Raw genomic sequence first — 21,932 nt, forward strand, 5'->3', positions numbered from 1 at the left:
TAACAGAAATTGATCAAATTAGTTTCTAAATAAAATTAACATAAAAATGAACTTAAATCAATTTTTTACAAGTAACTCGCTATCAAGTAATTAGAAAAATTTTCTGTTTTTAAGCTATTTTTAACAGTATTTAATCAGTCATAGTAAATTATATTAACAAGTTTAATCTTACATTTTTATTGTATTTTATTTATTTGATAATTTGTTGCCAACTGCTAAAATTGGCTTATTTGTTATGAATATCCATTTTAAGATGATTTAAGGCCTGTAAAATAATTTCACAACAAAAACCATTTATGAATTTTGAAAGCATAAAAAAAGCGCTCTTTCAGAGCGCTTTTTAGAATTTGAATAAGAAAAAACTATAAATCGATTTGTAGCAATAGTTTTAATCAATTTTTATATTTCGCGAAAGCGTAAGGATTACCCCTTTATTAGGTTCCAAATATCGTTACCAAAAATGATCACCATTAGACCCATCACGATAACAAAACCTATTATCTGACCTCTTTCTAATGTTTTTTCTGAAGGTGCTTTACCAGAAATCATCTCATAAAGTAAAAACATAACGTGTCCACCATCTAGCGCTGGGATAGGAAGAATATTTACAAAAGCTAGCCATACAGAAAACATTGCCGTAAAGCCCCAGAATTTATACCAGTCCCATTGTGGCGCCATCATCTCAACAATACCTATAGGACCTTTTACTTTTTTATAGCCTTGTACTTTTCTATTAAATATGAGTTTAAATTGTCTTACTTGCTTTGTAAGTACATCCCAAGTTTTTGTGAGACCTGCTGGTATTGCCGCAGCAACGCTATACTCATCTTTAACCAGAAGTTCATTTACATTTGCTGCTACACCTAGCGCTCTATCTTGAGCTACCATAAATCTTTTCTCAATCTGCTCGCCATCTCTATCTAGTTGCATCACAACCTCACCACCCTTTGCGGCATCAAAGACAGACTGAAACTCTGACCACTCATTTATAGGTGTGCCATTTATATTCATAATACGGTCTCCAGCAAGCACTCCATTTACATACCCTATTGAGTCCTTTGCAACAACACCTATTATATTACTAAATCTTGGTCTTATAAAACGCTCCTCTGCGTCAAGCACAGATTTTTTTGCCTCATCTGGTATGGCAAATGTCATCTCATTTCCATCACGTACAACAGTTACATTGTCACCTAGTAAAATATCTATCTGGACATCATCAAAACGTGTGACTGTCTTATCATCTATTTTTATAACCTGATCTCCATTACGAAGGCCTATCTCCTCACCTATTTCACCTACTGCAATACCATATTTTAATCGGTCTGCAGGCACATACTCATCACCATAATACACAAGCATAGCACTATAGATAAACCACGCAAGCAGTACATTAACCGTTACACCACCTATCATTACAATGAGACGTTGCCACGCTGGCTTAGACCTAAACTCCCACGGTTCTGGATCTTTTGCCATCTGCTCCTTATCCATAGATTCATCTATCATACCAGCAATCTTAACATAACCACCTAGAGGTAGCCACCCTATGCCATAAACGGTATCACCTATCTTCTTTTTAAAAAGTGCAAACTTCACATCAAAAAACAGGAAAAACTTCTCCACCTTAATTCCAAACCATCTGGCAGGAGCAAAGTGACCAAACTCGTGTAAAACCACAAGAATAGATATAGCAAGCGTAAACTGGGCAATCTGTATAAATGTCTCCATAAAGGATAAAAATCAATTTTTAAAACGCACAAAAATAGGCTTTTCGATGCGCATAGTAAAGTTCTAGAGCTGTATGATAGCATTTTTCAAGCCATACTTAAAGTAAATGCCACGTGCATTGTAACTTTGTAAAAAAATTAAGCTATGCGACAGATTTTTAATCGCTATAAAATACTGCTCATTACACTGTTTGTACTATCTGTAATTATACTTACCTTAATATATAGTCAGCTTAAAGTTACACCTACACTACCCATATATCAGCCAGATATGGTTAGTAAAGAACTCGTAGACAGCACCCTTCAGTATGTCAAGAAATATCACAAAATAAGTGACTTTGCTCTTACTAATCAAAACGGTAATCTAGTAACTCAAAAAGACTACAAGGACCACATCTATGTGGCAGATTTTTTCTTTACCACCTGCCAGACTATATGTCCTATTATGACAGACCATATGGTAGAGATACAAGAAGAGCTCAAAGGTGACACACTTGTAAAACTACTCTCGCACTCAGTTATCCCTGAGTATGACACTCCAGAAATTTTAAAAGCATACGCCACTAAGAAAGGTGTAGATGATAGTAGATGGAATCTTGTAACCGGCTCAAAAGAAGAAATCTTTACGCTTGCGCGAAAGAGTTATCTCGCGGTAAAAGATATACCAGGTACAGAAGATGACCTAGATATGGTACATACCGAAAACTTTATGCTCATTGACAAAAAAAGTCAAATAAGAGGATACTATGACGGTACAGATCGCGAAGCCATAGATCAACTGCTAGAAGACATCGAGATTCTAAAACAAGAGTACGAGCCACGTAAAGCTTGGTATCAAAAGATTTTTTAGTTTGGAATGCGTACGCTTTCGCGAAAGCGTAAAATGCATTACTTTTGTTATCTAAATTCAATCTAAATAAACATTGAAAAAAACAGTAGCCCACTTACTAAAAGGAGAACGCGCAATCATTACAGATGTAATGACAGACGAGGTGCCTCTTAAACTACTAGAAATGGGCTGTCTACCAGGTAACGAAGTGCGTTTATTACAACTTGCGCCCTTTGCAGACCCTATGTACATAGATGTAAATGGTTGTCATATGGCGATACGTCGTGAGACTGCATTACACATTCTAATAGAAACGCCAGCATAACCCTATGGCAAAACAGCTCAACGTTGCACTCATCGGTAACCCGAACACCGGAAAGACTTCGGTATTTAATCACCTTACAGGCCTTAACCAGCAGGTGGGTAACTATCCAGGTATTACGGTAGAAAAAAAAGAAGGTGTATGTAAACTCCCTCGTGGTGTAAAAGCACACATATTAGACCTACCAGGTACGTATAGCCTTAATGCTTCTTCACTAGATGAGAATGTTGTAATAGAGTTACTACTTAACAAGAATGATAAAGACTACCCAGATGTTGCCGTTGTAGTATCTGACGTAGAAAACCTAAAGCGCAACCTTCTCCTCTTTACACAGATTAAAGACTTAGGTATACCCACCATACTCGCCATAAATATGGCAGACCGTATGGAGCGAAAAGCCATCTCTCTAGATATACCAGAGATGGAGAAGCGTCTTAAAACACGCATAGCTCTTATAAGCTCAAGAAAAAATACGGGAATTACAGAACTCAAAGAGCTTATATCTGAGTATCGCACGCTTAACACAGAGCCTTGTGTAAATGCATCTGTCATTGCTCCAGAATATTTTGATAGACTACGCAAAGCCTTTCCTAACCAAGATTTATATAAGTTATGGCTAGTAATTACTCAAGATGTAAACTTTGGTAAACTAGAACGTGGGGAGATGAAGAGTATCTCATCATTTAAGACCGAGTCTGAGAGTAACCTAAAAAGACTACAGCAAAAGGAAACCATCATACGCTATAAGTTTATAAATGAGACGCTCAACGAGACACAAACTATAGACGTAGAAAATGCAAAAGATCTAAGAGCGCGTCTTGATCGCATACTCACGCACAAAGTATGGGGTTACGTGATTTTCTTTGCGATACTCTTGCTTATTTTTCAAGTGATATATGACTGGTCGCAATACCCAATGGATGCGATAGATGCTGCATTTGCACATATGAGTGAGTGGGTGCAAGCCACGCTACCAGAAGGAAAGCTCACAGACCTACTTGCCGAAGGTATAATCGCGGGACTAGGTGGTATTGTGATTTTTATACCACAAATTGCCTTTTTATTTTTATTTATTTCCGTACTAGAAGAGAGCGGCTATATGAGTCGCGTAGTCTTCTTGATGGATAGGGTGATGCGCCGTTTTGGACTAAGTGGTAAATCTGTAGTGCCGCTTATATCTGGAACGGCCTGTGCTATACCCGCTGTAATGGCGACTCGTAATATAGAAAGCTGGAAAGAGCGATTAATTACCATACTAGTAACGCCATTTACCACCTGCTCTGCACGATTACCTGTATATCTTATTATTATATCACTGGTTATTCCAGATGAGAAGTTCTTATTTTTTAATCTGCAGGCGCTCACGCTTATGCTTATGTACCTCATAGGCTTTGGTGCTGCCATAGGCTCTGCGTGGATTCTCAATAAGATTCTTAAAATAAAAAGTAAGTCTTTCTTTGTAGTAGAAATGCCTAACTACAAACTCCCTCTTCTTAAAAACGTGGGAATCAATGTACTTGAAAAGACAAAATCTTTTGTAGTAGATGCTGGTAAAATCATACTCGCCATAAGTATTGTGTTATGGGTACTCGCTTCTTTTGGGCCTAATGAAAAGTTTAATCAGGCAGAAGATATTGTAACCACAAACCTAGAAGCACAAGGAGGTATCAACGCATTTACAGATACGCAGGCTTACCAAGCAGAAATAGACAAACTCGTTGCAAGCCAGAAGCTAGAACACAGCTATATAGGTTATATGGGTAAAGCCATTGAGCCTATAGTAGAACCACTAGGTTATGACTGGAAAATAGGGATTGCCCTTATCACCTCGTTTGCCGCTCGTGAGGTCTTTGTAGGTACGCTAGCAACAATTTATAGCGTAGGTGACGCCGAAGAAGAAACGATAAAAAATAGAATGGCAGGCGAGATCAACCCAGTACTAGGTACGCCTAGGTTTAACTTTGCAAGTGGTATATCGCTCTTATTATTTTATGCCTTTGCAATGCAATGTATGAGTACACTTGCCATTGTAAAGAGGGAAACTAATACCTGGAAGTGGCCTATGATACAACTAGGGGCAATGACAGTAATTGCATATATGGCTGCGCTAATAGCCTACCAAATGCTCAAATAAACTGTAAGGATTAACCATTAAGAACTACTAAGTAATATGGAGATTTTTCAAAAAATTATGGTGCTGCTCATCTTTCTTGCAGCTGTAGGTTACTTAATAACAAAATTTATCTATACCCCGTCTTTTTTAAAGAAGAAGGACGATAATGGATGCGGTAACGGTAGCTGTGGCTGCTAATTTCTTATCTCTAATCGTAAATAGTAGTCGCTTGACTTGATCTTAGAAGCCGCTGTAGGATATGGCGCTAGTCCTCTTATAAAAATTTCAAGACCGTCTTCTGTGTAGATAGCAGGTAATTGCTTTCCATTAAGTGTAACTTGCTTGGTGATTTTATCACCTTTATCATTTGTGATTTCTACCTCAACTTTTGCATTTCCTGCCCAAATACATTCTACTCCTTTTGGACACCTACTATCTTGTAACACTTGCACAAGTCGTAATGACGTATGACTTATAGGCGTAGCAGTGCCTTGATATGCCTTTACATATATTTTTGGGACTTCAACTTTTGTGGTGTCTTGCGCTTTCGCGAAAGCGGAAAAAAGCAGCAAACAAATGAGTGTAAGGTATGTTTTCATAAACAGCGGTTATTTTAAATCTTATGATTAGTTACTTAAATACTCCAAAACTAATGCCACGTTGCAAAATAACTATTAATTAACCTCTAAAGAGGAAGAAGTCATCCTTCATATGCTCTATTTTTTCATCCTTATTTGTGATGATGTATTCTAGAGCGAGGTCTGTAAACTCTTTTCCTTTTGTAGTAAGAGAAACAATGTTTTTATCTATGCGTACAAGGTTGTTTCTCTCGGCAAGGTCAAGTACTGTTTTAGAGCGTACCTTTTGCCAGTTTATATGCTCATTAAGATGTTTTACGTGGCGCTCACTCTCTTCTTCGTGGTTATTTAGGTGTAATAAAAATGTAAGAAGTGACACCTCCGTGCGCTGTTGTTTCTGGCGATACATCACTGCAATGAGACCTTTATTTGGCGCAAATAGATAGACCATTAGAAAGACTAAACCTAAGACGGTTGTCATAGACCCTGCAATAGAGGCATCAAGAAAATGAGCCACCCAATACCCCGCTATTGCCGAAAAGACTCCAAAAATAACAGAGAGCACTAGCATCTTTTTTAAATCTGAAGTGAGTAAATATGCCGTGGCCGCTGGGGCAATCATAAGCGCTACAACTAGCACTGCACCTACTGCTTCAAAAGCGCCCACCACCGTAACCGAAGAAACTGTCATTAACCCATAATGCAGAACGACAGGTGAAAACCCTAACGCTGCTGATAGTCCTGCATCAAAGGTGCTTACCTTAAGCTCCTTAAAAAAGGCAAATAGCATACCTATGGTTATTAATAGAATTGTACCCATAACCCATAAAGATTTTGGACCGATATCTGTACCAGACACAATGAGTCTGTCAAAGGGAGCAAAAGCGAGCTCACCTAGCAAGACGGCGTCTACATCTAGGTGCACATCGTTTGCATTTTTTGCAATGAGAATAACACCTATACTAAATAAGGCTGGGAACACTAAGCCTATTGCCGTGTCTTCTTTTACAAGTCCTGTTTTCTGTATTGCCTCTACGAGTACAACTGTAATCACTCCCATAAGAGCGGCAAGAAGTATTAAAAGCGGAGAGTTAAGGTCTTCTGTTATAAAGAAGCCTATCACAATACCTGGTAAGATAGAGTGACTTATGGCGTCACTTATAAGCGCCATCTTGCGCAATACAAGAAAAACTCCTGGTATAGCACACGCTATAGCGACTACTGCGGCAATAAGTTGTATTTCTACCTGAGCATCCATTAGTTATTCTTATAAAGGTTTACTGCGGCATCATAGCCTTTTTCTGTCATTGCCCATTTCTGACCTCGCACTTTCACCCATTCTTTCTCTTCCATCTCTTTAAGAGAAGTCCGGGTATATCCTTGGAAATTATTAAGAATTTTTATTGCGTGTGGGTGTGATATATTCTCGTGTGTTTTTGCAATATCAAACATAAATTGCAGGGTCTTTTGTAATTTGAGATCTCGTCTATTCTGATACTTGCGCAGCTGTTTAAACAAAATTCCGCGACCAGGAGAAAACACAAAAGAAACCACCACAAACACACCAGCTACCAGCACAATTACTGGCCCTGTAGATAGGTTGTTTTGACTCGCACTTATAGCTGTCCCAAATACACCAGAAAAGGCACCAAAAATCGCAGCGAGGACTATCATTACACTCAGCTTATTTGTCCACTGTCTTGCAGCTGCGGCAGGCGCAAGAAGCATAGCACTCATAAGTACAACACCTACCGTTTGCAATCCTAAAACAATAGCCAGAACAATAAAAAAGGTGATAAGCACATCAATAAATCTAGTATTAAAACCCAATGTCTTTGTATAATCTGCATCAAAGAGAAGAATTTTAAACTCCTTCCAGAAGAGTAACATAATCACCAGACAAATCCCAGTTACAATCGCCATCAAAATTACATCGCTCTCTACGAGGGTTGCGGCTTGACCAAATAAGTATTTATCAAGTCCAGCTTGATTTGCATTGGGCTGTTTCTGTATAAATGTGAGCAATAACATTCCAAAACCAAAAAATAATGACAACACAAGACCAAGTGCTGTATCACTCTTGAGGTGTGTTTTTGTAATCATACCTCGTATCCAGAAAGTACCTATCAAACCACTTACGAGTGCTCCAAGCAATAAGATATTACTATCCTTTGTACCGGTGATTAAAAAAGCTATTGCAATACCTGGTAGTGCTGCGTGTGAGATTGCATCACCTAGAAGGCTCTGTTTTCTCAATACCGCAAAACTCCCTAACATCCCACAGATTGCTCCAAGAATAGCTGTACCCAAGGTGATAGTCCTTAGGGTATAATCTGAAAATAATTGCGAGAAGTAATCTGAGAGTTCCATAAATTAATAGCTATTAGTTCTTAACCTTTAGCTTTGGGATTTAGACTTAATGAATTGAGAGCAATATCTAAATATCTATTAAATTGCGCATCAGAACTCCCTTGACCTTCACCAATGTTGAGTGAAATAGATAATGCTGTCCTGCGATATTGAGAGCTTAAAGCAAACCTCTCATCAACTGGGAACTTCTGAATTATTTCATAGACAAAGTCAACAAAGTCTAGTGATTTTTGATACACTTTTAGTTTTTCAAAATTAAATACAACTTCTTTACTCATTCTCTAAATATTCTAAAAGCTAAACTCTAAAAACTACCAACTACTGATTTACAGCTACTTTATAATTAATCCCATAAGTTTTGGTGAGATTATCATCATTAAAAATATCCTTTACTGGACCGGTAGCAATCTTCTTTACATTTAAGAATGTTACCCAGTCAAAATACTCTGGGACCGTTTGTAAATCGTGATGCACAACCACTACAGTTTTACCTGCTTTACGAAGTTCCTTTAAGATATTGATAATAGCAATTTCTGTCGTGGCATCTACCCCTTGAAAAGGTTCATCCATAAAATAAATAGCAGCATTTTGCACAAGTGCTCTGGCAAGAAAGACACGTTGCTGCTGCCCGCCAGATAGTTGACTTATTTGCCTACTTTTAAAAGGTAGCATTCCTACTTTTTCAAGTGCTTCTAGCGCTGCCTTTTTTTGCTTTGCTCCTGGTCGCTTTATCCACCCTAGCTTTCCATACGTTCCCATCATCACTACATCTAGCGCCGTAGTGGGAAAATCCCAGTCTACACTCCCCTTTTGAGGTACGTAGGCCACAAGCTTACGCTGCTTATCGTATGGTTTTCCATAAATAGAAACACTACCAGCTATGGGGTCTATAATACCCAAAATGGATTTTATAAGAGTAGACTTACCAGCACCATTAGGACCTACTATTGCCATAAGCACACCTTCAGGCACTTCAAGATCTATATCCCAAAGCACTGGCTTATAGTTATAAGCAACGGTGAGATCATCTACGCGTATGGCTATTTTTGATTCTGACATAGTTTTATTTTAAGGCTTCTACGATTGTAGTCACATTATATGTAAACATCCCTATATAGGTTCCCTCTTCTGTACCAGCATTACCCAGCGCATCGCTATATAAAGATCCCCCTATGGTTACTTCGTTTCCTTTAGACTGAACTGCGGCTTGCAATGCCTCTATCGTGCGTCTAGGCACAGAGCTCTCTACAAAGATGGCTTTCACCTTATTCTCTATTATAAATTTTGATAGACGCTGTACGTCTTGAACACCAGCCTCTGTTGCTGTAGATAGACCCTGCAAGCCTACTACCTCAAAACCATAACTCTTGCCAAAATAATTAAAGGCATCGTGTGCGGTAACGAGTATCCTTTTTTCGGGGGCGAGGGTGGCTACTTTAGCCTTTATTTGGGCTTCTAGGGTTTCTAGTTTTGCGAGGTAAGCTTTGGCATTTGTTTGATAGTGTTGTGCGTTCTGAGGGTCCTTTCGCGAAAGCGTACTTGTCACCTCTGCTACAAACTGCTTAAAGTAACTAATATTAAACCACACGTGAGGATCATAGTTAGACGCAAAATAGTCTGACCCTATGAGCGTACTTTTATCTAGCGCTTCTCCTAGAGCCACCTGCGTGACTTGGGTTGCGTTCATCTTTTCAAACACCTCTACCAGTTTACCTTCTAGGTGTAGGCCGTTATAAAAAATAACATCTGCACGAGATAATTTTGTCACATCGCCAGCACTTGCTTTATATAAGTGTGGATCTACTCCGGCACCCATAAGCCCTTGCAAGTTGATGTGCTCACCTCCTATGTTTTTTACAAGATCTGTAATCATAGAGGTAGTGGTAACAACGTTTAACCTACCATTATCCTCTTTATTTTCTTTACAACTTATCACGCTTAAAGCGAAAAATACAATTGCGATATAAAAACTCTGCTTCATTAATGTTGCTTTAAATTAAATGTGGATGTAAAGATTTTCGGCTATTTTTTTTGAGATAAAAAACTGCTCTCCCTGCACCTGAATAACCATTGATCCATCAAAAAACTCTTTACCAAGTACTTTAATTTTTGAACCTATCGCTATGCTACGCTTATCTAAAAACTGAAGAAAATCTGGACTTGTCTCACGTACACCTACTAACTGACCTTGGTTTCCTTTCTTAAGCTCGGCGAGTAGTTTCTTTTCGGCACTTTTGATATTTCCGTTTTTATCTGGAATAGGATCTCCGTGCGGATCGTAATCTGGATAATCTAAAAACTTATCGAGCCTGTTTATGAGCTCTTGTGATTTTATGTGCTCCAGTTGCTCTGCTATATCGTGCACCTCGTCCCATTGAAAATCGAGCGTTTCTAAAAGAAAAACTTCCCAAATACGATGTTTTCTCACGACACCTAGCGCCGCTTTTCTTCCCTTTTCTGTAAGTGTGGTGCCCTTATATTTCACATAATTCACCAGTTGCTTGTCTGCAAGCTTCTTTACCATATCTGTAACAGAAGATGGCTTGGTCTCCATCTCTCCTGCTATGGCATTAGTACTCACCCCGTGCTTTGCAATCGCCTCAAGATGGTAGATTGCTTTTAAATAATTTTCTTCTGACTTGCTGTACATACTCAATTAATAATATCAAATGTACGGATTTTTGCACCTATTATAATTATTTTTAGATAAGACTAACATTTTTATATAGCTTTGCAAAAATTTAAAATGCGTTATGCTTAAAGTATGTACATTCCTGATGCTGTTTTTTTCGCTGTTAATGTGCGCTCAAACCACTATCACAGGTAGGGTGTCAGATAGCAATGGTCCTCTTCCTTTTGTAAACGTATACCTCGCAAATACTACGCTAGGTGCATCTTCAGATAATGATGGTAGCTTTGAGATTTTAAATGTACCAGATGGAACTTATACCATTATTGCCTCTTTTACAGGTTATGAATCTGTGAAGAAAAACATCACTGTAAACGGTGGCACTATTACCGCAAATTTCTTTCTAAAACAAAACACATCTCTCGAGGAAGTCGTAATTTCTGGAACCCTCAAACCTGTGGTGCGTAAAGAAAGCCCAGTGCCGGTAGAGGTGTACTCTCAAGCATTTTTAAAAAAGAATCCTGTACCCTCGGTTTTTGAGGCGTTGCAAAATGTAAATGGCGTGCGCCCGCAGCTCAACTGTAGTGTGTGTAATACAGGCGACATACATATTAATGGTCTTGAAGGACCATACACGCTTGTACTCATAGACGGGATGCCTATTGTAAGTGGCCTTTCTACGGTATATGGCCTTTCTGGGATTCCTACTTCGCTTATAGAACGTGTGGAAGTTGTAAAAGGACCAGCCTCATCGCTCTATGGAAGCGAGGCAGTAGGAGGATTAATAAATGTAATTACAAAAATACCCGAACAAGCACCACGCTTTTTTATAGAAAACCAACTTACAAGCTGGGGAGAAAACAACTTAGACATAGGCGCTTCTTTTAAGGCTGGAAAAGCAAACAGTCTACTGGGTGTAAATTATTACAACTATAGCAATCCCGTAGATAACAACAACGACAACTTTACAGATGTAACGCTGCAGGACCGTATTTCGGTGTTTAATAAGTGGAGTTTTGATCGTAAGAATGATAAAGTTTTTAACCTAGCTGGACGGTTTTTTTATGAGGACAGATGGGGTGGAGAACTACAGTGGACACCCGCTTTTCGCGGAGGCGATGAGATATACGGAGAGAGCATTTACACACGTCGTTTTGAAATTTTAGGAAATTACCAACTACCCACTACCGAAGATTTTTTACTACGCTTTTCATACACAGACCACGATCAAAATAGCGTGTATGGTAACGAAGCTTACATCGCACAGCAACGCATAGGTTTTACCCAGCTCACCTGGAACAAAAAAATAAATAAGCACGACCTACTCCTTGCAGGTGGCATACGTTACAACTACTATGATGACAATACAACAGCGACTTTTAATGCAGGTGCAAATGCCGAAGAAGAGGTTGTGATCCCATCATTTTTAGTGCAAGACGAGATTAAATTTACAGACAAAAACACCCTGCTAGTAGGTGCGCGTTATGATTATGACTCACGACACGGCAGCATATTTACCCCACGCCTAGCTTATAGACATAAATTTAATGAAGATAATATTTTAAGGATTAATGCTGGTACAGGTTTTAGAATTGTAAGCCTCTTTGCCGAAGATCACGCCGCGCTTACAGGTGCAAGAGATGTCATTATCACAGAAGAGCTAGACCCAGAGCAATCGTATAATGTAAATCTCAACTACTTAAAGAAAATTTATAATCGCAATGCCATCTTAACACTAGATGCTTCTACTTGGTTTACACATTTTACAAATCAAATACTCCCAGATTATGATACAAACCCAAACCAGATTATATACAGCAACCTTAATGGCTACTCACAAACGTACGGTGCTAGTGTTAATCTAGATGCAACGTTTACAAATGGTATAAAAGGGAGTCTAGGAGTTACATATCAAGACGTATCACAAACCGAAGACGGCGTGCGTGATCGTCAAATACTTACCGAGAGTTATAGTGCTAACTGGTCACTAAGCTATAAAATAGAAAACCTTAATCTCAATATAGATTATACAGGTAGCCTATACGGCCCTATGCGATTACCCATACTGGGAGAACTAGACCCTAGAAAAGAATACAGTCCCACCTGGAGCACACAAAACATACAGCTCACCTATGACGGTATTACAAACCTAGAACTCTATGGCGGAGTCAAAAACTTGTTGAACTACACTCCTAACCGCAATAACCCTTTTATCATCGCCAGAGCAGACGATCCTTTTGATGAAAATGTAGTCTTTGATAATCAAGGGCAAGTAGTGCCTACGGCAGATAACCCAAATGCACTCACCTTTGACCCCAACTATATATTTGCTCCTAACCAAGGAATACGAGGCTTCTTTGGTATACGCTACACCTTAAACTAAAGTGTTAATCCTCATTAATTTAACACCTATGGATATAAACTTGTGTACTTTTCTCAAAAATTGAGAAGATGAAGAAGAAAACCATACGTGCCATTGCCCCATTACAATCTTGGGATATTTTTTCTGAAGGTCTGGCTCAAAATAGCATTAAAGCGAGAAAAAAAGCCGAACGAGAGCAACTTGCCGTTTTTAAGAAAAAATATAAGTGGAGGATTGATGTTACAGCAATAACAGATTGCGACTACACCACCATAGTTGTTACAGATCACACACAGCACATAAAGTGGGTAAATGCAGGCTTTAGCGATATGACAGGTTACCCTAAGAGTTATGCCATAGGGAAGCACCCTCGCTTTTTACAAGGCGCAAAAACTTCACCACAAGTACGTAAAGAGATTAAAACACACCTTAGTAAAGGAGCCGTAGTAGAGCGACAACTTCTCAATTATAAAAAAGATGGCACACCGTACCTGTGTGATATTAAAATTATACCGCTACACAACTCAAAAAGTGAAATCACTCATTTTATGGCACTAGAGAAACCTGCTAGAGTAGCCTAATATTTCTTTCTATTAAATATTGAGTCCTCCTTTTTTTGACTCATTAGTACAGCACACTTTTTTAAACTACTTGCACTCCACGCAAATCTAGGTGGATATTTTTGCGCTTTCGCGAAAGCGTTAGAAACTACTCCTAAACTCCTTAAATCTCTTTTAACAAAATATTAACTTTTTGACAAAAAAACTGTATATCACTACAAAACAGCTCTTTCTATAAAATCAAAACAACTAATTTGTTTTGACAGAACTCTGAAATAAAGGAAATCCGTAAAATAATCACGTAAGAATTTTCTACATTGCTCAAAATTACTTTCTAAAATTATAAGGTTAATTATGGGCTGACCACCCGCAGATGAAATGCAAAAAAACAAAACACATATTAATGTTAAAACCACAAACTAAATAATTTATAATCAATCAAAAATGAAAAAGCCTTTAATATATACCATTATTCTTCTAGTATTGAGCCTGAGTTTTTCGTGCTCGAAAGAAGAATTATCAATTGAAAATGAAAATAGTCTTGGAGAAATTATATATTTCGAAAGCAATGAGACTTTTAAAAATACGCTAAATTTATTTAATTCTTTTAATGAAATCTCTGAATTTGAAGATTGGAGTAGACAACAAAACTATAATTCCCTTTACTCTGACAAGAGCATTACTCTAAAAGAGCAAGAAGATTTGCCTCTATCATTCCTATTCCTATTAAATGAAAAAAGAGAATTTCAAATAGGAGATAGAATTATTAATTACAGTGAAGGTGTCTTTTATGAAAGGAATCTAAATGGTTTAAACCAATCTAATAAGATTTTTGCAAAAGTCGAGCAATCCCCTCTTTCAACAGATAACGAAGATGGCGTAACAGATAAAATCACATCTAATAGGGTTTCAATTAATGCTAATGGAGGGGAATACAAACAAGGATGGCGCGAATATAATAGACAAAAATATCGTACTCGCTGCGGCACACCATACAACAAAAGCCTAAAGTACAGACTCGTACACTACTTAGTGGTACGAAAAGTATCTGGTCCGTTTTTTACTCAGTCAGATCTAATTTTTAAATTGAGAATGAGTCAAAAGACGGGATCTGGTTGGAAATATAACAATACGACAACTGAAAGGTTATATGACCTCAATTTATCTGGAAGTTGGTACATTAAATACAAATATGGAGGAAATATAACCTCAGTTAAATCTTTTTCAATTAATGATAAAAATTACTGTTCTTCACCATTAAAAGGAACCAAATCCTTTTGGATAGGTAATTATAATTTTGTTAGTTCTACCCCAATAAGTCATTATGAATGGCGAGTTAATTTGAGTGGTTCAATATTTCACAAAGTTAATGGTGATACGAATCAGTTAAATACAACTATTAATTGGTAATATTTTTATAAATCGCAAATCCGTATAGAGAGATTATAGTTGGGGCTTATTTTAAAAATCCTAATAAAGAAATTAAGAAACTCTTATTGTGAGCGGTAAATATAAAGTCAATAAAAATCTAAAACATTCCTATATAAACTATAGGAATGTTTTTCTTATTTGGGAATTTTATTTGTTCCTACTTACATTGCTTATTTGTTGTCACGCTCAATGCCAAGAACGAAAACTTATAATAGTTGACAGTTTATCAAAAAAGCCTCTTGCATTTGCTCACATTTTTACGGGTAACAATAATGAAGGTCTTACTAGCAATGCAACTGGGGAAGTGATTTTAAAACAAGGATATAAGGAAGAAGCCATTACAATAACACATCTAGGCTACCACACAAAAACCTTAAAAAAAGAAGTATATAATGATACTATCTTTCTAAAACAAAAAAACACAAACCTACCAGAGGTGATTGTACAGAATAAAAAAGTACAAACCTTAGGATATACAAATCTTAAGAAAACTCGTTATATCACAACCTATGGCGAAAATATTATTCTAGCACAACACATACCTAATAAAACAGGCGCTGCGCATACCCTTAAATCGCTTCGCTACAAGATACGATCTAAGAAAAAAGATAGCCTTTTAGTAAGAGCCCACGTTTATAGCGTTGACCCCACCACAAAAAAGCCAGGTAAGCCATTATTAACAAAATCAATTATCTATCCCGTACGGAGAAAAAAAGGCATACTTAGTATAGATATTCAAGATCAATACATAGAGATGCCTAGCGAGGGACTCTTTATAGGCTTAGAGTGGCTAGGAGAAAATAATGATGCTGCATACGGATTTACAGCCGGCAACGACTCATCTATAAATGCATTTGTAACGCTTGCCAAGCTCAAAAATAAAATCTGGTTGCAATCACAAGTAAGTGGTTCTTACCTCAGAGCATCTTTTGGCGTAGAGGTTTATTGATTATGGCACCAGCTCCTTCACCCTTTCATACACAAGATCACCTTCCCATCCTCTGTAGGTGAGATAGTCTGCGAGTTTTTTACGCTTGCGGTATTTATCGGTTTCTGAGGAGAGTTGTTCATAACGCTTTCGCGAAAGCGTATTAAAAACCCTATCATACTCCGCTTCTTCTATTTCAAGTAGGGCTGTTTTGAGATTATAAGCGCTTATGCCGCGTTGTTTTAACTCACGAGTGATACGTACCCTCCCCCAGCTTTTATGACGAAATTTACCCCTTGCAAAGGCTTTTGCAAATCGCTCCTCATTTAAAAAGTTGTGCTCAAGTAGGTGACCTATCACTACATCTATAGCTTCTGGTATCATACGCATATCTCTAAGCTTTTGTTCAACTTCTTTATGACAGCGGTCTTGATAGGCGCAGTAGGCTTCCAGCTTGCGTTTTGCCTCTTCTACAGTATATGTTTTTACGGGTTTTTGCACTGGGCAAATGTACTTGTTTTACCGCGATATCATTTTTACAATAGGGCATAAAAAAACCCCATCCTCTATTGAGAATGGGGTTTTTACTAGTTTACAATCTTGATGTCCTTGCCAGAAGCGTCTGTAAAGTTATACTCGAGATACGTGTATGCATCTCGTGGCATTACCTTTACCCACTTTTTATGTTCTAAAAACCATTTAGAACGTATAGAAGGAAAGCCTTTAGTTAAATAGGCTGCAACAAATGGATGCGCGTGTAGCGTCACCTTTTTTGCACCAGATTTTAAAATACGGTTGAGTTGTCCTTGAAGCTTCTCTACTATTACAATAGGTGCTTCTATCTCATTAGTTCCGCCGTTCGGGTTTTCCTCACGGGTCTTAATGTTCATTTCTGGACGTACTCGCTGCCTAGTGATCTGGATAAGTCCAAATTTACTAGGAGGTAATATTTTGTGTTTTGCGCGGTCTTCTTTCATCTCGTCTTTGAGATGATTGAATAATTTGCGACGATTTTCAGCCTTTGCCATATCGATAAAATCGACTACAATGATACCTCCCATATCACGGAGGCTAAGCTGTCTTGCTACTTCTGTAGCAGCAATCATATTTACCTCGAGTGCTGTGTCTTCTTGACTCTTGGCTTTATTTGATCTGTTACCACTGTTTACGTCTACGACGTGTAGGGCTTCTGTGTGTTCGATCACGAGATAAGCACCACGGCTCATTGATACTGTTTGTCCAAAAGAGGTTTTAATTTGTCTTTCGATTCCAAATTTCTCAAAAATAGGCACTTGGCTATTGTATAATTTTACAATGCTCTCTTTATGAGGAGCGATCTCGCTTAGGTATTCTTTAATTTGATAATAAAGTGTCTCATCATCAACAGTGATGCTCGTAAAGCTATCGTTAAATATATCCCGCAGGATAGACGATGCCCTATTCATCTCACCTAGTACTTTACTAGGGTGGTGAGCACCTTTAATTTTTTTGCTCATAGTGGTCCATTTGTCCACTAGATTTTGCAGGTCCTTATCTAGTTCTGCAACTTTTACACCTTGTGCAACAGTGCGCACAATAACGCCAAACCCTTTGGGTCTGATACTTGTTACCAGTCTTTTAAGACGTGCTTTTTCTTCTTTGCTTTCTATCTTTTGTGAGATAGAGATGCGGTCAGAAAATGGCACGAGAACAATATAACGACCAGCTATAGACAACTCGCTACTTATGCGAGGCCCCTTAGTCGAGATAGGTTCTTTTGCGATCTGTACAAGTACACTTTGTTTAGACTTAAGAACATCGGCTATTTTGCCATTTTTGTCTATGTCTTTTTCAAAGGTGAAGTTTTGTAAGGAATAGTCTTTTAATTTACCTGTGCTTATACTTTTGATGTACTTAAGTAAGGTAGGCAGTTTTGGGCCCAGATCGTGGTAATGCAAAAATGCATCTTTCTCGTAACCTACATTTACAAATGCAGCATTGAGACCAGATACGGCCTTTCTCACGTTTGCGATATAAATATCACCTACGTTAAACTTATTTTCATCTTCATCTTTATGAAGTTCTATAAGTTTTCCATCTTTTAGTAAGGCAAAATCAACTACGGAGGAACTAGATCTTATGATCAATTCTTTATTCACGTTGTAGTAATTTTTATCCCAATATAAATCGGGATGGTTGATACTTTTAATTTATCACAGGTGTATAGTGTATGTGTTTACATACTGTGTGTAATAAATACCGTTGCAATAATGACGTATCTTAGGTAAAAGATAGTGCTGTTATTGCGATGTCAAAGAACGCGTTATTGCACCCTTAGGGTGTAATAAAAGAAAAAGTAGTCTTAAGACTACTTTTTCTTTTTGTGGCGATTTGCTCTACGTCTTTTCTTACGTTTGTGAGTCGCTACCTTGTGTCTTTTTCTTTTTTTACCGCTTGGCATAAAAATGATAGTTTAAAATATTACTTATTAGTCTACACTAACGTTCGTTTTTACACCTTCTACAAATACTTTAGCAGGCTTGAACGCTGGAATATTATGTGCTGGAATCTTGATAGTTGTATTTTTTGAAATGTTTCTACCAGTCTTCTCGGCTCTAGTTTTGATTATAAAGCTACCGAATCCTCTTAAGTACACGTTATCTCCTCCTTCTAATGAAGTTTTTACTTCCTCCATAAAAGATTCAATAGTCGCTTGTACGTCATTCTTTTCGATACCCAGTTTCTCAGAAACTTTCGCTACGATATCAGCTTTAGTCATAATGTCAAATATATTAGGGGGTTAAAATTCAAGATTGCAAATATAGGAATTAAAATATCAAAGAATCAAACATAATCTTTTAAAAAATAGACACATAACATCTAGCTTTGTATAAAACCCTATTTTATATTGTCTTTTTCTAACAAACTCATTACTTGGTATTTAGAACACAAGCGCGATATGCCTTGGCGCAATACCACCCATCCTTACCACATCTGGCTCTCAGAAATTATTCTTCAGCAAACGCGCGTAGCGCAAGGATTACCGTATTATATTGCCTTTACAGAAGCCTTCCCCACAGTACAAGATCTTGCTCAAGCTACAGAAGAAGAAGTGCTTAAATTATGGCAAGGTCTAGGCTACTATTCTCGTGGTCGCAACCTGCACGCAAGTGCAAAAATGATTGTAGAAGAGATGGACGGAGTTTTTCCTAACACCTATGAGGAGATTAAAAAACTTAAAGGTGTGGGAGATTATACCGCTAGTGCAATTGCAAGCATATGCTTTAATGAGCCTACTGCCGTAGTAGATGGTAATGTATATAGAGTGCTATCTAGAGTATACGGGATAGACACACCTATAAATAGCACAGCCGGTATAAAAGAGTTTAAAGCACTGGCGCAGGAGCTTATAGATGAAAACCGCCCTGCAGATTTTAACCAGGCTATAATGGAGTTTGGGGCAATACAATGCAAACCTCAAAACCCCTACTGCTTGCACTGTATCTATAATGATAGCTGTGTAGCATTACAACAAAATAAAGTATCTGAGCTTCCTGTGAAGCTTAAGAAGACTAAGGTTAAGCACAAATATTTCCACTACCTATATATTAAAGATAAGCAAGAGCAAACTATCATAAAGCAACGCACAGGCAAAGGCATCTGGCAGGGACTGTATGAGTTTCCTGTTATAGAAGAACTTGCGGCGCTGCAAGAGGGAGAAGGAGAGCGCTTTCGCGAAAGCGTAAAAAACCACCCCTTACTACAAGATCTGGTTATAAATGATATTGATAGATATAATGACACCCCTATTGTGCATAAACTGTCACACCAGCATCTACACACCACATTCTGGATAGTAACGGTAGATGAAATTACTGATAATGCCACACCTGTAGATAGGATTACCGAACTACCCGTACCAGTGCTGATAGGGAATTTTATAGAGAAGTTACTCTAGTACGGTTCTAAGCTCTTTTCTATACTCTGAAGGATTTTGACCCACAAAGGCCTTAAATTTTTTATTAAAGTGAGAGAAATTATTAAACCCACTGGCAAAACATACCTCTGTGATACTAAGGGGCTGCTCTGCAAGTAACTTTGAAGCGTGTACGAGGCGGTACTCGTTTACAAATTGCGTAAAGGTCTTATGAGTAATCTTTTTAAAGAAACGACAAAAGCTAGGGATGGTAAGACTTGTAAGATCTGCCATATCTTCTAGCGGTATTTCTTCTTTAAAATGAGTTTTTACATAATTAAAGACTAGGTTAATACGGTCATTATCTTTTACATCAGACAGTAATGAGAATCCATCTGCATTGAGAATTCTGTACTCCTCAGTATGTGCAAGATCATTAAGAATATTGAGTTGTGATACCAGGCGTTCAAAATCTGTTTGATTTTCCATTGCTTCCATCATCGCTCCTACTCTCGCCTTTGTCTCGCCAGAAAATACAATCCCACGATTTGCAACGTGCAATAATCTTTTAATACTGGCCATCTCTGGGATATTAAAGAAGTCTGCTCCTAAAAAATCGGGTTTCATATGTATGACGGTCTCACAGCTGTTACCTGTATCCTCATTTGTAAAACCACAGTGAGGTAAATTACTACCTACTATTATAAGTGTTCCCCAAGTGTAATAAGAGACGTTACTCCCTACCTGCCTTCTCCCTGTACCTCCGTTTACAAAAACGAGCTCTATCTCGGGATGATAATGCCAAACATTATTAACGTTTGTAGTTCGCTCATCAAACTTCTGGTATGCAAACGAGGTTCCAAAATCTGGAGAAATAGACTCAAAAGTAGGTTTTTGCAAAATCATAGTAGAGCTGCTTTACGAGGCAAAATTAAATAGGTTTAAATCCTTACATCACTAGAGATTTACCTCAATTATGTACTAAATTAACATTTTAAGATTTATTAACACATTACCGTGTTAATTACACACATATATTTGAAAATATGCGTGTAGTAGAAACTTATAATCGACCGTATGTTTGCAGTGTAAAAAATTAGAAATCAATCTTTTAAATTGAAATATTATGAAAAATGCAATCAAATTACTAGCAGCCTTTGCGATTTTAGTAACAAGCATTAAAGTTAATGCTACAGGATTAAACAATCCTCCTAAGACATCTGCAGAGAGCTTAGTTTTAAAAACAGACGGAGAGGTAGTGTATCTTAACCTACTTAACCTTGACCAAAGCCCTATAAACGTAGTAGTACGTGACGCAATGGGACGCATTGTTTTTACAGAAACTATTGAAGAGACAAAAACTGTACACAAGGCTTTTAACTTTACAAAAGCTTTCAAGGGTACGTATTATGTAAAAGTAAAAGACGGTGACAAGAGTTACACCAAAGAGGTGGTTATCGGATAAACAAGACTAGTTTATTTTGTGTAAAAATTAGTATGCTTAGTTTAATCCCTAAAAGGTGGTTCTTTTAGGGATTTTTTATGTCTTATTGTGAGGTATCTCTGTTAGTTTGGGAGACTAGAACTCTATATCCTTTATGTAATACAAGTGTGTTTTGGTAAACTTTCGCGAAAGCATAACAGCCTTGCATCGCAATATTTATTACATTTGATACTATGGCAGGAACTATCAATAAAGTGATCTTAATAGGTCACACCGGAGATGACGTAAAGATGAATTACTTTGAAGGAGGTAATTGTATAGGAAGATTTCCTCTAGCGACTAACGAAGAGTATGTAAACCGTACCACGGGAGAGCGCGTGAGTAATACTGAGTGGCACAACATTGTTGTGCGTAATAAAGCTGCCGAAATTTGTGAGAAATATCTGAAAAAAGGTGACAAAGTATATGTAGAAGGTCGCCTTAAAACTCGCAAGTGGACAGATGATAAAGGTATGGACCGCTACTCTACAGAGATACAGTGTCAAGAGTTTACCTTCTTAACACCTAAAGGCGAGAGTCAAGGACAAGGGCAGCAAGCCAAGCAACCTAGACAAGCTGCTGAACCAGCACAGCCTAAAGCGCAACCTTATAATACAAATCAACCTTCTCAACCTGCGCAACCTACTACAGACACCAGTGATGTAGATGATTTGCCATTTTAAGTTAATTTAAATTTTTGAA

The 21,932-nt window shown here is 37.8% G+C and carries 22 protein-coding genes; 10 read left to right on the forward strand and 12 right to left on the reverse strand.

Annotated features, from left to right (window positions below; genetic code table 11):
* Window positions 1-423: 423 nt before the first annotated feature.
* Complete coding sequence (rseP, locus tag ABVM49_RS03430; protein ID WP_298350195.1) at window positions 424-1,731, reverse strand: RIP metalloprotease RseP; 1,308 nt, start codon at window positions 1,729-1,731, stop codon at window positions 424-426.
* 144 nt (window positions 1,732-1,875) lie between these two features.
* Between rseP and ABVM49_RS03435 the strand changes: the two genes are divergently transcribed.
* From ABVM49_RS03435 to feoB, 3 genes are all read left to right on the forward strand, one after another.
* Window positions 1,876-2,580, forward strand: a complete 705-nt coding sequence (locus ABVM49_RS03435; RefSeq protein ID WP_405203052.1) for an SCO family protein — start codon at window positions 1,876-1,878, stop codon at window positions 2,578-2,580.
* Between the two features lie 73 nt (window positions 2,581-2,653).
* A complete protein-coding gene (locus ABVM49_RS03440) occupies window positions 2,654-2,884 on the forward strand; it encodes a FeoA domain-containing protein (protein ID WP_035326774.1) in 231 nt (76 codons plus the stop codon).
* Between the two features lie 4 nt (window positions 2,885-2,888).
* Window positions 2,889-5,015 (forward strand): ferrous iron transport protein B, encoded by a 2,127-nt coding sequence (feoB, locus tag ABVM49_RS03445; RefSeq protein ID WP_405203054.1) that lies wholly within the window; start codon window positions 2,889-2,891, stop codon window positions 5,013-5,015.
* A gap of 173 nt (window positions 5,016-5,188) precedes the next feature.
* Here feoB and ABVM49_RS03450 read toward each other — a convergent pair whose 3' ends face one another.
* The 7 genes from ABVM49_RS03450 to ABVM49_RS03480 form a co-directional block, all read right to left on the reverse strand.
* A complete protein-coding gene (locus tag ABVM49_RS03450) occupies window positions 5,189-5,593 on the reverse strand; it encodes a hypothetical protein (protein WP_405203056.1) in 405 nt (134 codons plus the stop codon).
* A 79-nt stretch (window positions 5,594-5,672) separates the two neighbouring features.
* Window positions 5,673-6,830 (reverse strand): metal ABC transporter permease, encoded by a 1,158-nt coding sequence (locus tag ABVM49_RS03455; protein WP_405203057.1) that lies wholly within the window; start codon window positions 6,828-6,830, stop codon window positions 5,673-5,675.
* Window positions 6,830-7,942 (reverse strand): metal ABC transporter permease, encoded by a 1,113-nt coding sequence (locus ABVM49_RS03460; protein ID WP_405203059.1) that lies wholly within the window; start codon window positions 7,940-7,942, stop codon window positions 6,830-6,832. The genes ABVM49_RS03455 and ABVM49_RS03460 overlap by 1 nt, the downstream gene beginning before the upstream one ends.
* A gap of 20 nt (window positions 7,943-7,962) precedes the next feature.
* A complete protein-coding gene (locus ABVM49_RS03465; protein ID WP_405203060.1) occupies window positions 7,963-8,220 on the reverse strand; it encodes a four helix bundle protein in 258 nt (85 codons plus the stop codon).
* A gap of 40 nt (window positions 8,221-8,260) precedes the next feature.
* Window positions 8,261-9,001 (reverse strand): metal ABC transporter ATP-binding protein, encoded by a 741-nt coding sequence (locus ABVM49_RS03470; RefSeq protein WP_038598619.1) that lies wholly within the window; start codon window positions 8,999-9,001, stop codon window positions 8,261-8,263.
* A 4-nt stretch (window positions 9,002-9,005) separates the two neighbouring features.
* Window positions 9,006-9,923 carry a metal ABC transporter solute-binding protein, Zn/Mn family gene (locus tag ABVM49_RS03475; protein WP_405203061.1) on the reverse strand — a complete coding sequence of 306 codons (918 nt, stop codon included), beginning with the start codon at window positions 9,921-9,923 and terminating at the stop codon, window positions 9,006-9,008.
* 15 nt (window positions 9,924-9,938) lie between these two features.
* Window positions 9,939-10,592, reverse strand: a complete 654-nt coding sequence (locus ABVM49_RS03480) for a metal-dependent transcriptional regulator (protein ID WP_405203062.1) — start codon at window positions 10,590-10,592, stop codon at window positions 9,939-9,941.
* Between the two features lie 103 nt (window positions 10,593-10,695).
* On the opposite strand from ABVM49_RS03480, the gene ABVM49_RS03485 reads away from it, so the two are divergent.
* The 4 genes from ABVM49_RS03485 (at window position 10,696) to ABVM49_RS03500 (ending at window position 15,873) form a co-directional block, all read left to right on the forward strand.
* On the forward strand, window positions 10,696-12,954 hold the full coding sequence (locus ABVM49_RS03485) for a TonB-dependent receptor (RefSeq protein WP_405203063.1): 2,259 nt from the start codon (window positions 10,696-10,698) through the stop codon (window positions 12,952-12,954).
* Between the two features lie 68 nt (window positions 12,955-13,022).
* The gene (locus ABVM49_RS03490) at window positions 13,023-13,514 is read left to right on the forward strand and encodes a PAS domain-containing protein (RefSeq protein WP_405203064.1); all 492 of its coding nucleotides are present in this window, start codon (window positions 13,023-13,025) and stop codon (window positions 13,512-13,514) included.
* A 423-nt stretch (window positions 13,515-13,937) separates the two neighbouring features.
* On the forward strand, window positions 13,938-14,903 hold the full coding sequence (locus ABVM49_RS03495) for a hypothetical protein (protein WP_405203065.1): 966 nt from the start codon (window positions 13,938-13,940) through the stop codon (window positions 14,901-14,903).
* 172 nt (window positions 14,904-15,075) lie between these two features.
* Window positions 15,076-15,873: a carboxypeptidase-like regulatory domain-containing protein gene (locus ABVM49_RS03500; RefSeq protein WP_405203066.1), complete on the forward strand. Its 798-nt coding sequence runs from the start codon at window positions 15,076-15,078 to the stop codon at window positions 15,871-15,873.
* On the opposite strand, the gene ABVM49_RS03505 is transcribed toward ABVM49_RS03500, so the two are convergent.
* The 3 genes from ABVM49_RS03505 to ABVM49_RS03515 all read right to left on the reverse strand — a co-directional run bounded on the left by ABVM49_RS03505 (window position 15,874) and on the right by ABVM49_RS03515 (window position 18,610).
* Window positions 15,874-16,353: a regulatory protein RecX gene (locus ABVM49_RS03505; RefSeq protein WP_405203068.1), complete on the reverse strand. Its 480-nt coding sequence runs from the start codon at window positions 16,351-16,353 to the stop codon at window positions 15,874-15,876. It lies immediately after the preceding gene.
* An 86-nt stretch (window positions 16,354-16,439) separates the two neighbouring features.
* On the reverse strand, window positions 16,440-17,990 hold the full coding sequence (locus tag ABVM49_RS03510) for an Rne/Rng family ribonuclease (protein ID WP_405203069.1): 1,551 nt from the start codon (window positions 17,988-17,990) through the stop codon (window positions 16,440-16,442).
* Window positions 17,991-18,319: 329 nt separating this feature from the next.
* The gene (locus tag ABVM49_RS03515) at window positions 18,320-18,610 is read right to left on the reverse strand and encodes an HU family DNA-binding protein (RefSeq protein WP_013750876.1); all 291 of its coding nucleotides are present in this window, start codon (window positions 18,608-18,610) and stop codon (window positions 18,320-18,322) included.
* A gap of 129 nt (window positions 18,611-18,739) precedes the next feature.
* Here ABVM49_RS03515 and mutY point away from each other — a divergent pair, with 129 nt between their 5' ends.
* Complete coding sequence (mutY, locus tag ABVM49_RS03520; protein ID WP_405203071.1) at window positions 18,740-19,789, forward strand: A/G-specific adenine glycosylase; 1,050 nt, start codon at window positions 18,740-18,742, stop codon at window positions 19,787-19,789.
* Here mutY and ABVM49_RS03525 read toward each other — a convergent pair.
* Entirely contained in the window at window positions 19,781-20,653 is an 873-nt protein-coding gene (locus tag ABVM49_RS03525; protein WP_405203072.1) for an AraC family transcriptional regulator, read from the reverse strand. The genes mutY and ABVM49_RS03525 overlap by 9 nt on opposite strands.
* A gap of 220 nt (window positions 20,654-20,873) precedes the next feature.
* Here ABVM49_RS03525 and ABVM49_RS03530 point away from each other — a divergent pair, with 220 nt between their 5' ends.
* Together ABVM49_RS03530 and ssb are read left to right on the forward strand one after the other, a co-directional pair.
* Complete coding sequence (locus ABVM49_RS03530) at window positions 20,874-21,212, forward strand: T9SS type A sorting domain-containing protein (RefSeq protein WP_405203073.1); 339 nt, start codon at window positions 20,874-20,876, stop codon at window positions 21,210-21,212.
* 212 nt (window positions 21,213-21,424) lie between these two features.
* Window positions 21,425-21,913, forward strand: a complete 489-nt coding sequence (gene ssb, locus ABVM49_RS03535) for a single-stranded DNA-binding protein (protein WP_405203074.1) — start codon at window positions 21,425-21,427, stop codon at window positions 21,911-21,913.
* Window positions 21,914-21,932 lie beyond the last annotated feature (19 nt).

Source organism: Dokdonia sp. LLG6352-1 (genome assembly GCF_045055815.1).
Lineage (GTDB): Bacteria > Bacteroidota > Bacteroidia > Flavobacteriales > Flavobacteriaceae > Dokdonia > Dokdonia donghaensis.

Coding starts and splice junctions, on each gene's coding strand:
- ABVM49_RS03475 (WP_405203061.1), bottom strand. CDS start 9,923: ATGAAGCAGAGTTTTTATATCGCAATTGTATTTTTCGCTTTAAGCGTG.
- ABVM49_RS03490 (WP_405203064.1), top strand. CDS start 13,023: ATGAAGAAGAAAACCATACGTGCCATTGCCCCATTACAATCTTGGGAT.
- ABVM49_RS03460 (WP_405203059.1), bottom strand. CDS start 7,942: ATGGAACTCTCAGATTACTTCTCGCAATTATTTTCAGATTATACCCTA.
- ABVM49_RS03485 (WP_405203063.1), top strand. CDS start 10,696: ATGCTTAAAGTATGTACATTCCTGATGCTGTTTTTTTCGCTGTTAATG.
- ABVM49_RS03455 (WP_405203057.1), bottom strand. CDS start 6,830: ATGGATGCTCAGGTAGAAATACAACTTATTGCCGCAGTAGTCGCTATA.
- ABVM49_RS03530 (WP_405203073.1), top strand. CDS start 20,874: ATGAAAAATGCAATCAAATTACTAGCAGCCTTTGCGATTTTAGTAACA.
- ABVM49_RS03450 (WP_405203056.1), bottom strand. CDS start 5,593: ATGAAAACATACCTTACACTCATTTGTTTGCTGCTTTTTTCCGCTTTC.
- ABVM49_RS03435 (WP_405203052.1), top strand. CDS start 1,876: ATGCGACAGATTTTTAATCGCTATAAAATACTGCTCATTACACTGTTT.
- feoB (WP_405203054.1), top strand. CDS start 2,889: ATGGCAAAACAGCTCAACGTTGCACTCATCGGTAACCCGAACACCGGA.
- rseP (WP_298350195.1), bottom strand. CDS start 1,731: ATGGAGACATTTATACAGATTGCCCAGTTTACGCTTGCTATATCTATT.
- ABVM49_RS03470 (WP_038598619.1), bottom strand. CDS start 9,001: ATGTCAGAATCAAAAATAGCCATACGCGTAGATGATCTCACCGTTGCT.
- ABVM49_RS03495 (WP_405203065.1), top strand. CDS start 13,938: ATGAAAAAGCCTTTAATATATACCATTATTCTTCTAGTATTGAGCCTG.
- ABVM49_RS03465 (WP_405203060.1), bottom strand. CDS start 8,220: ATGAGTAAAGAAGTTGTATTTAATTTTGAAAAACTAAAAGTGTATCAA.
- ssb (WP_405203074.1), top strand. CDS start 21,425: ATGGCAGGAACTATCAATAAAGTGATCTTAATAGGTCACACCGGAGAT.
- ABVM49_RS03515 (WP_013750876.1), bottom strand. CDS start 18,610: ATGACTAAAGCTGATATCGTAGCGAAAGTTTCTGAGAAACTGGGTATC.
- ABVM49_RS03480 (WP_405203062.1), bottom strand. CDS start 10,592: ATGTACAGCAAGTCAGAAGAAAATTATTTAAAAGCAATCTACCATCTT.
- ABVM49_RS03525 (WP_405203072.1), bottom strand. CDS start 20,653: ATGATTTTGCAAAAACCTACTTTTGAGTCTATTTCTCCAGATTTTGGA.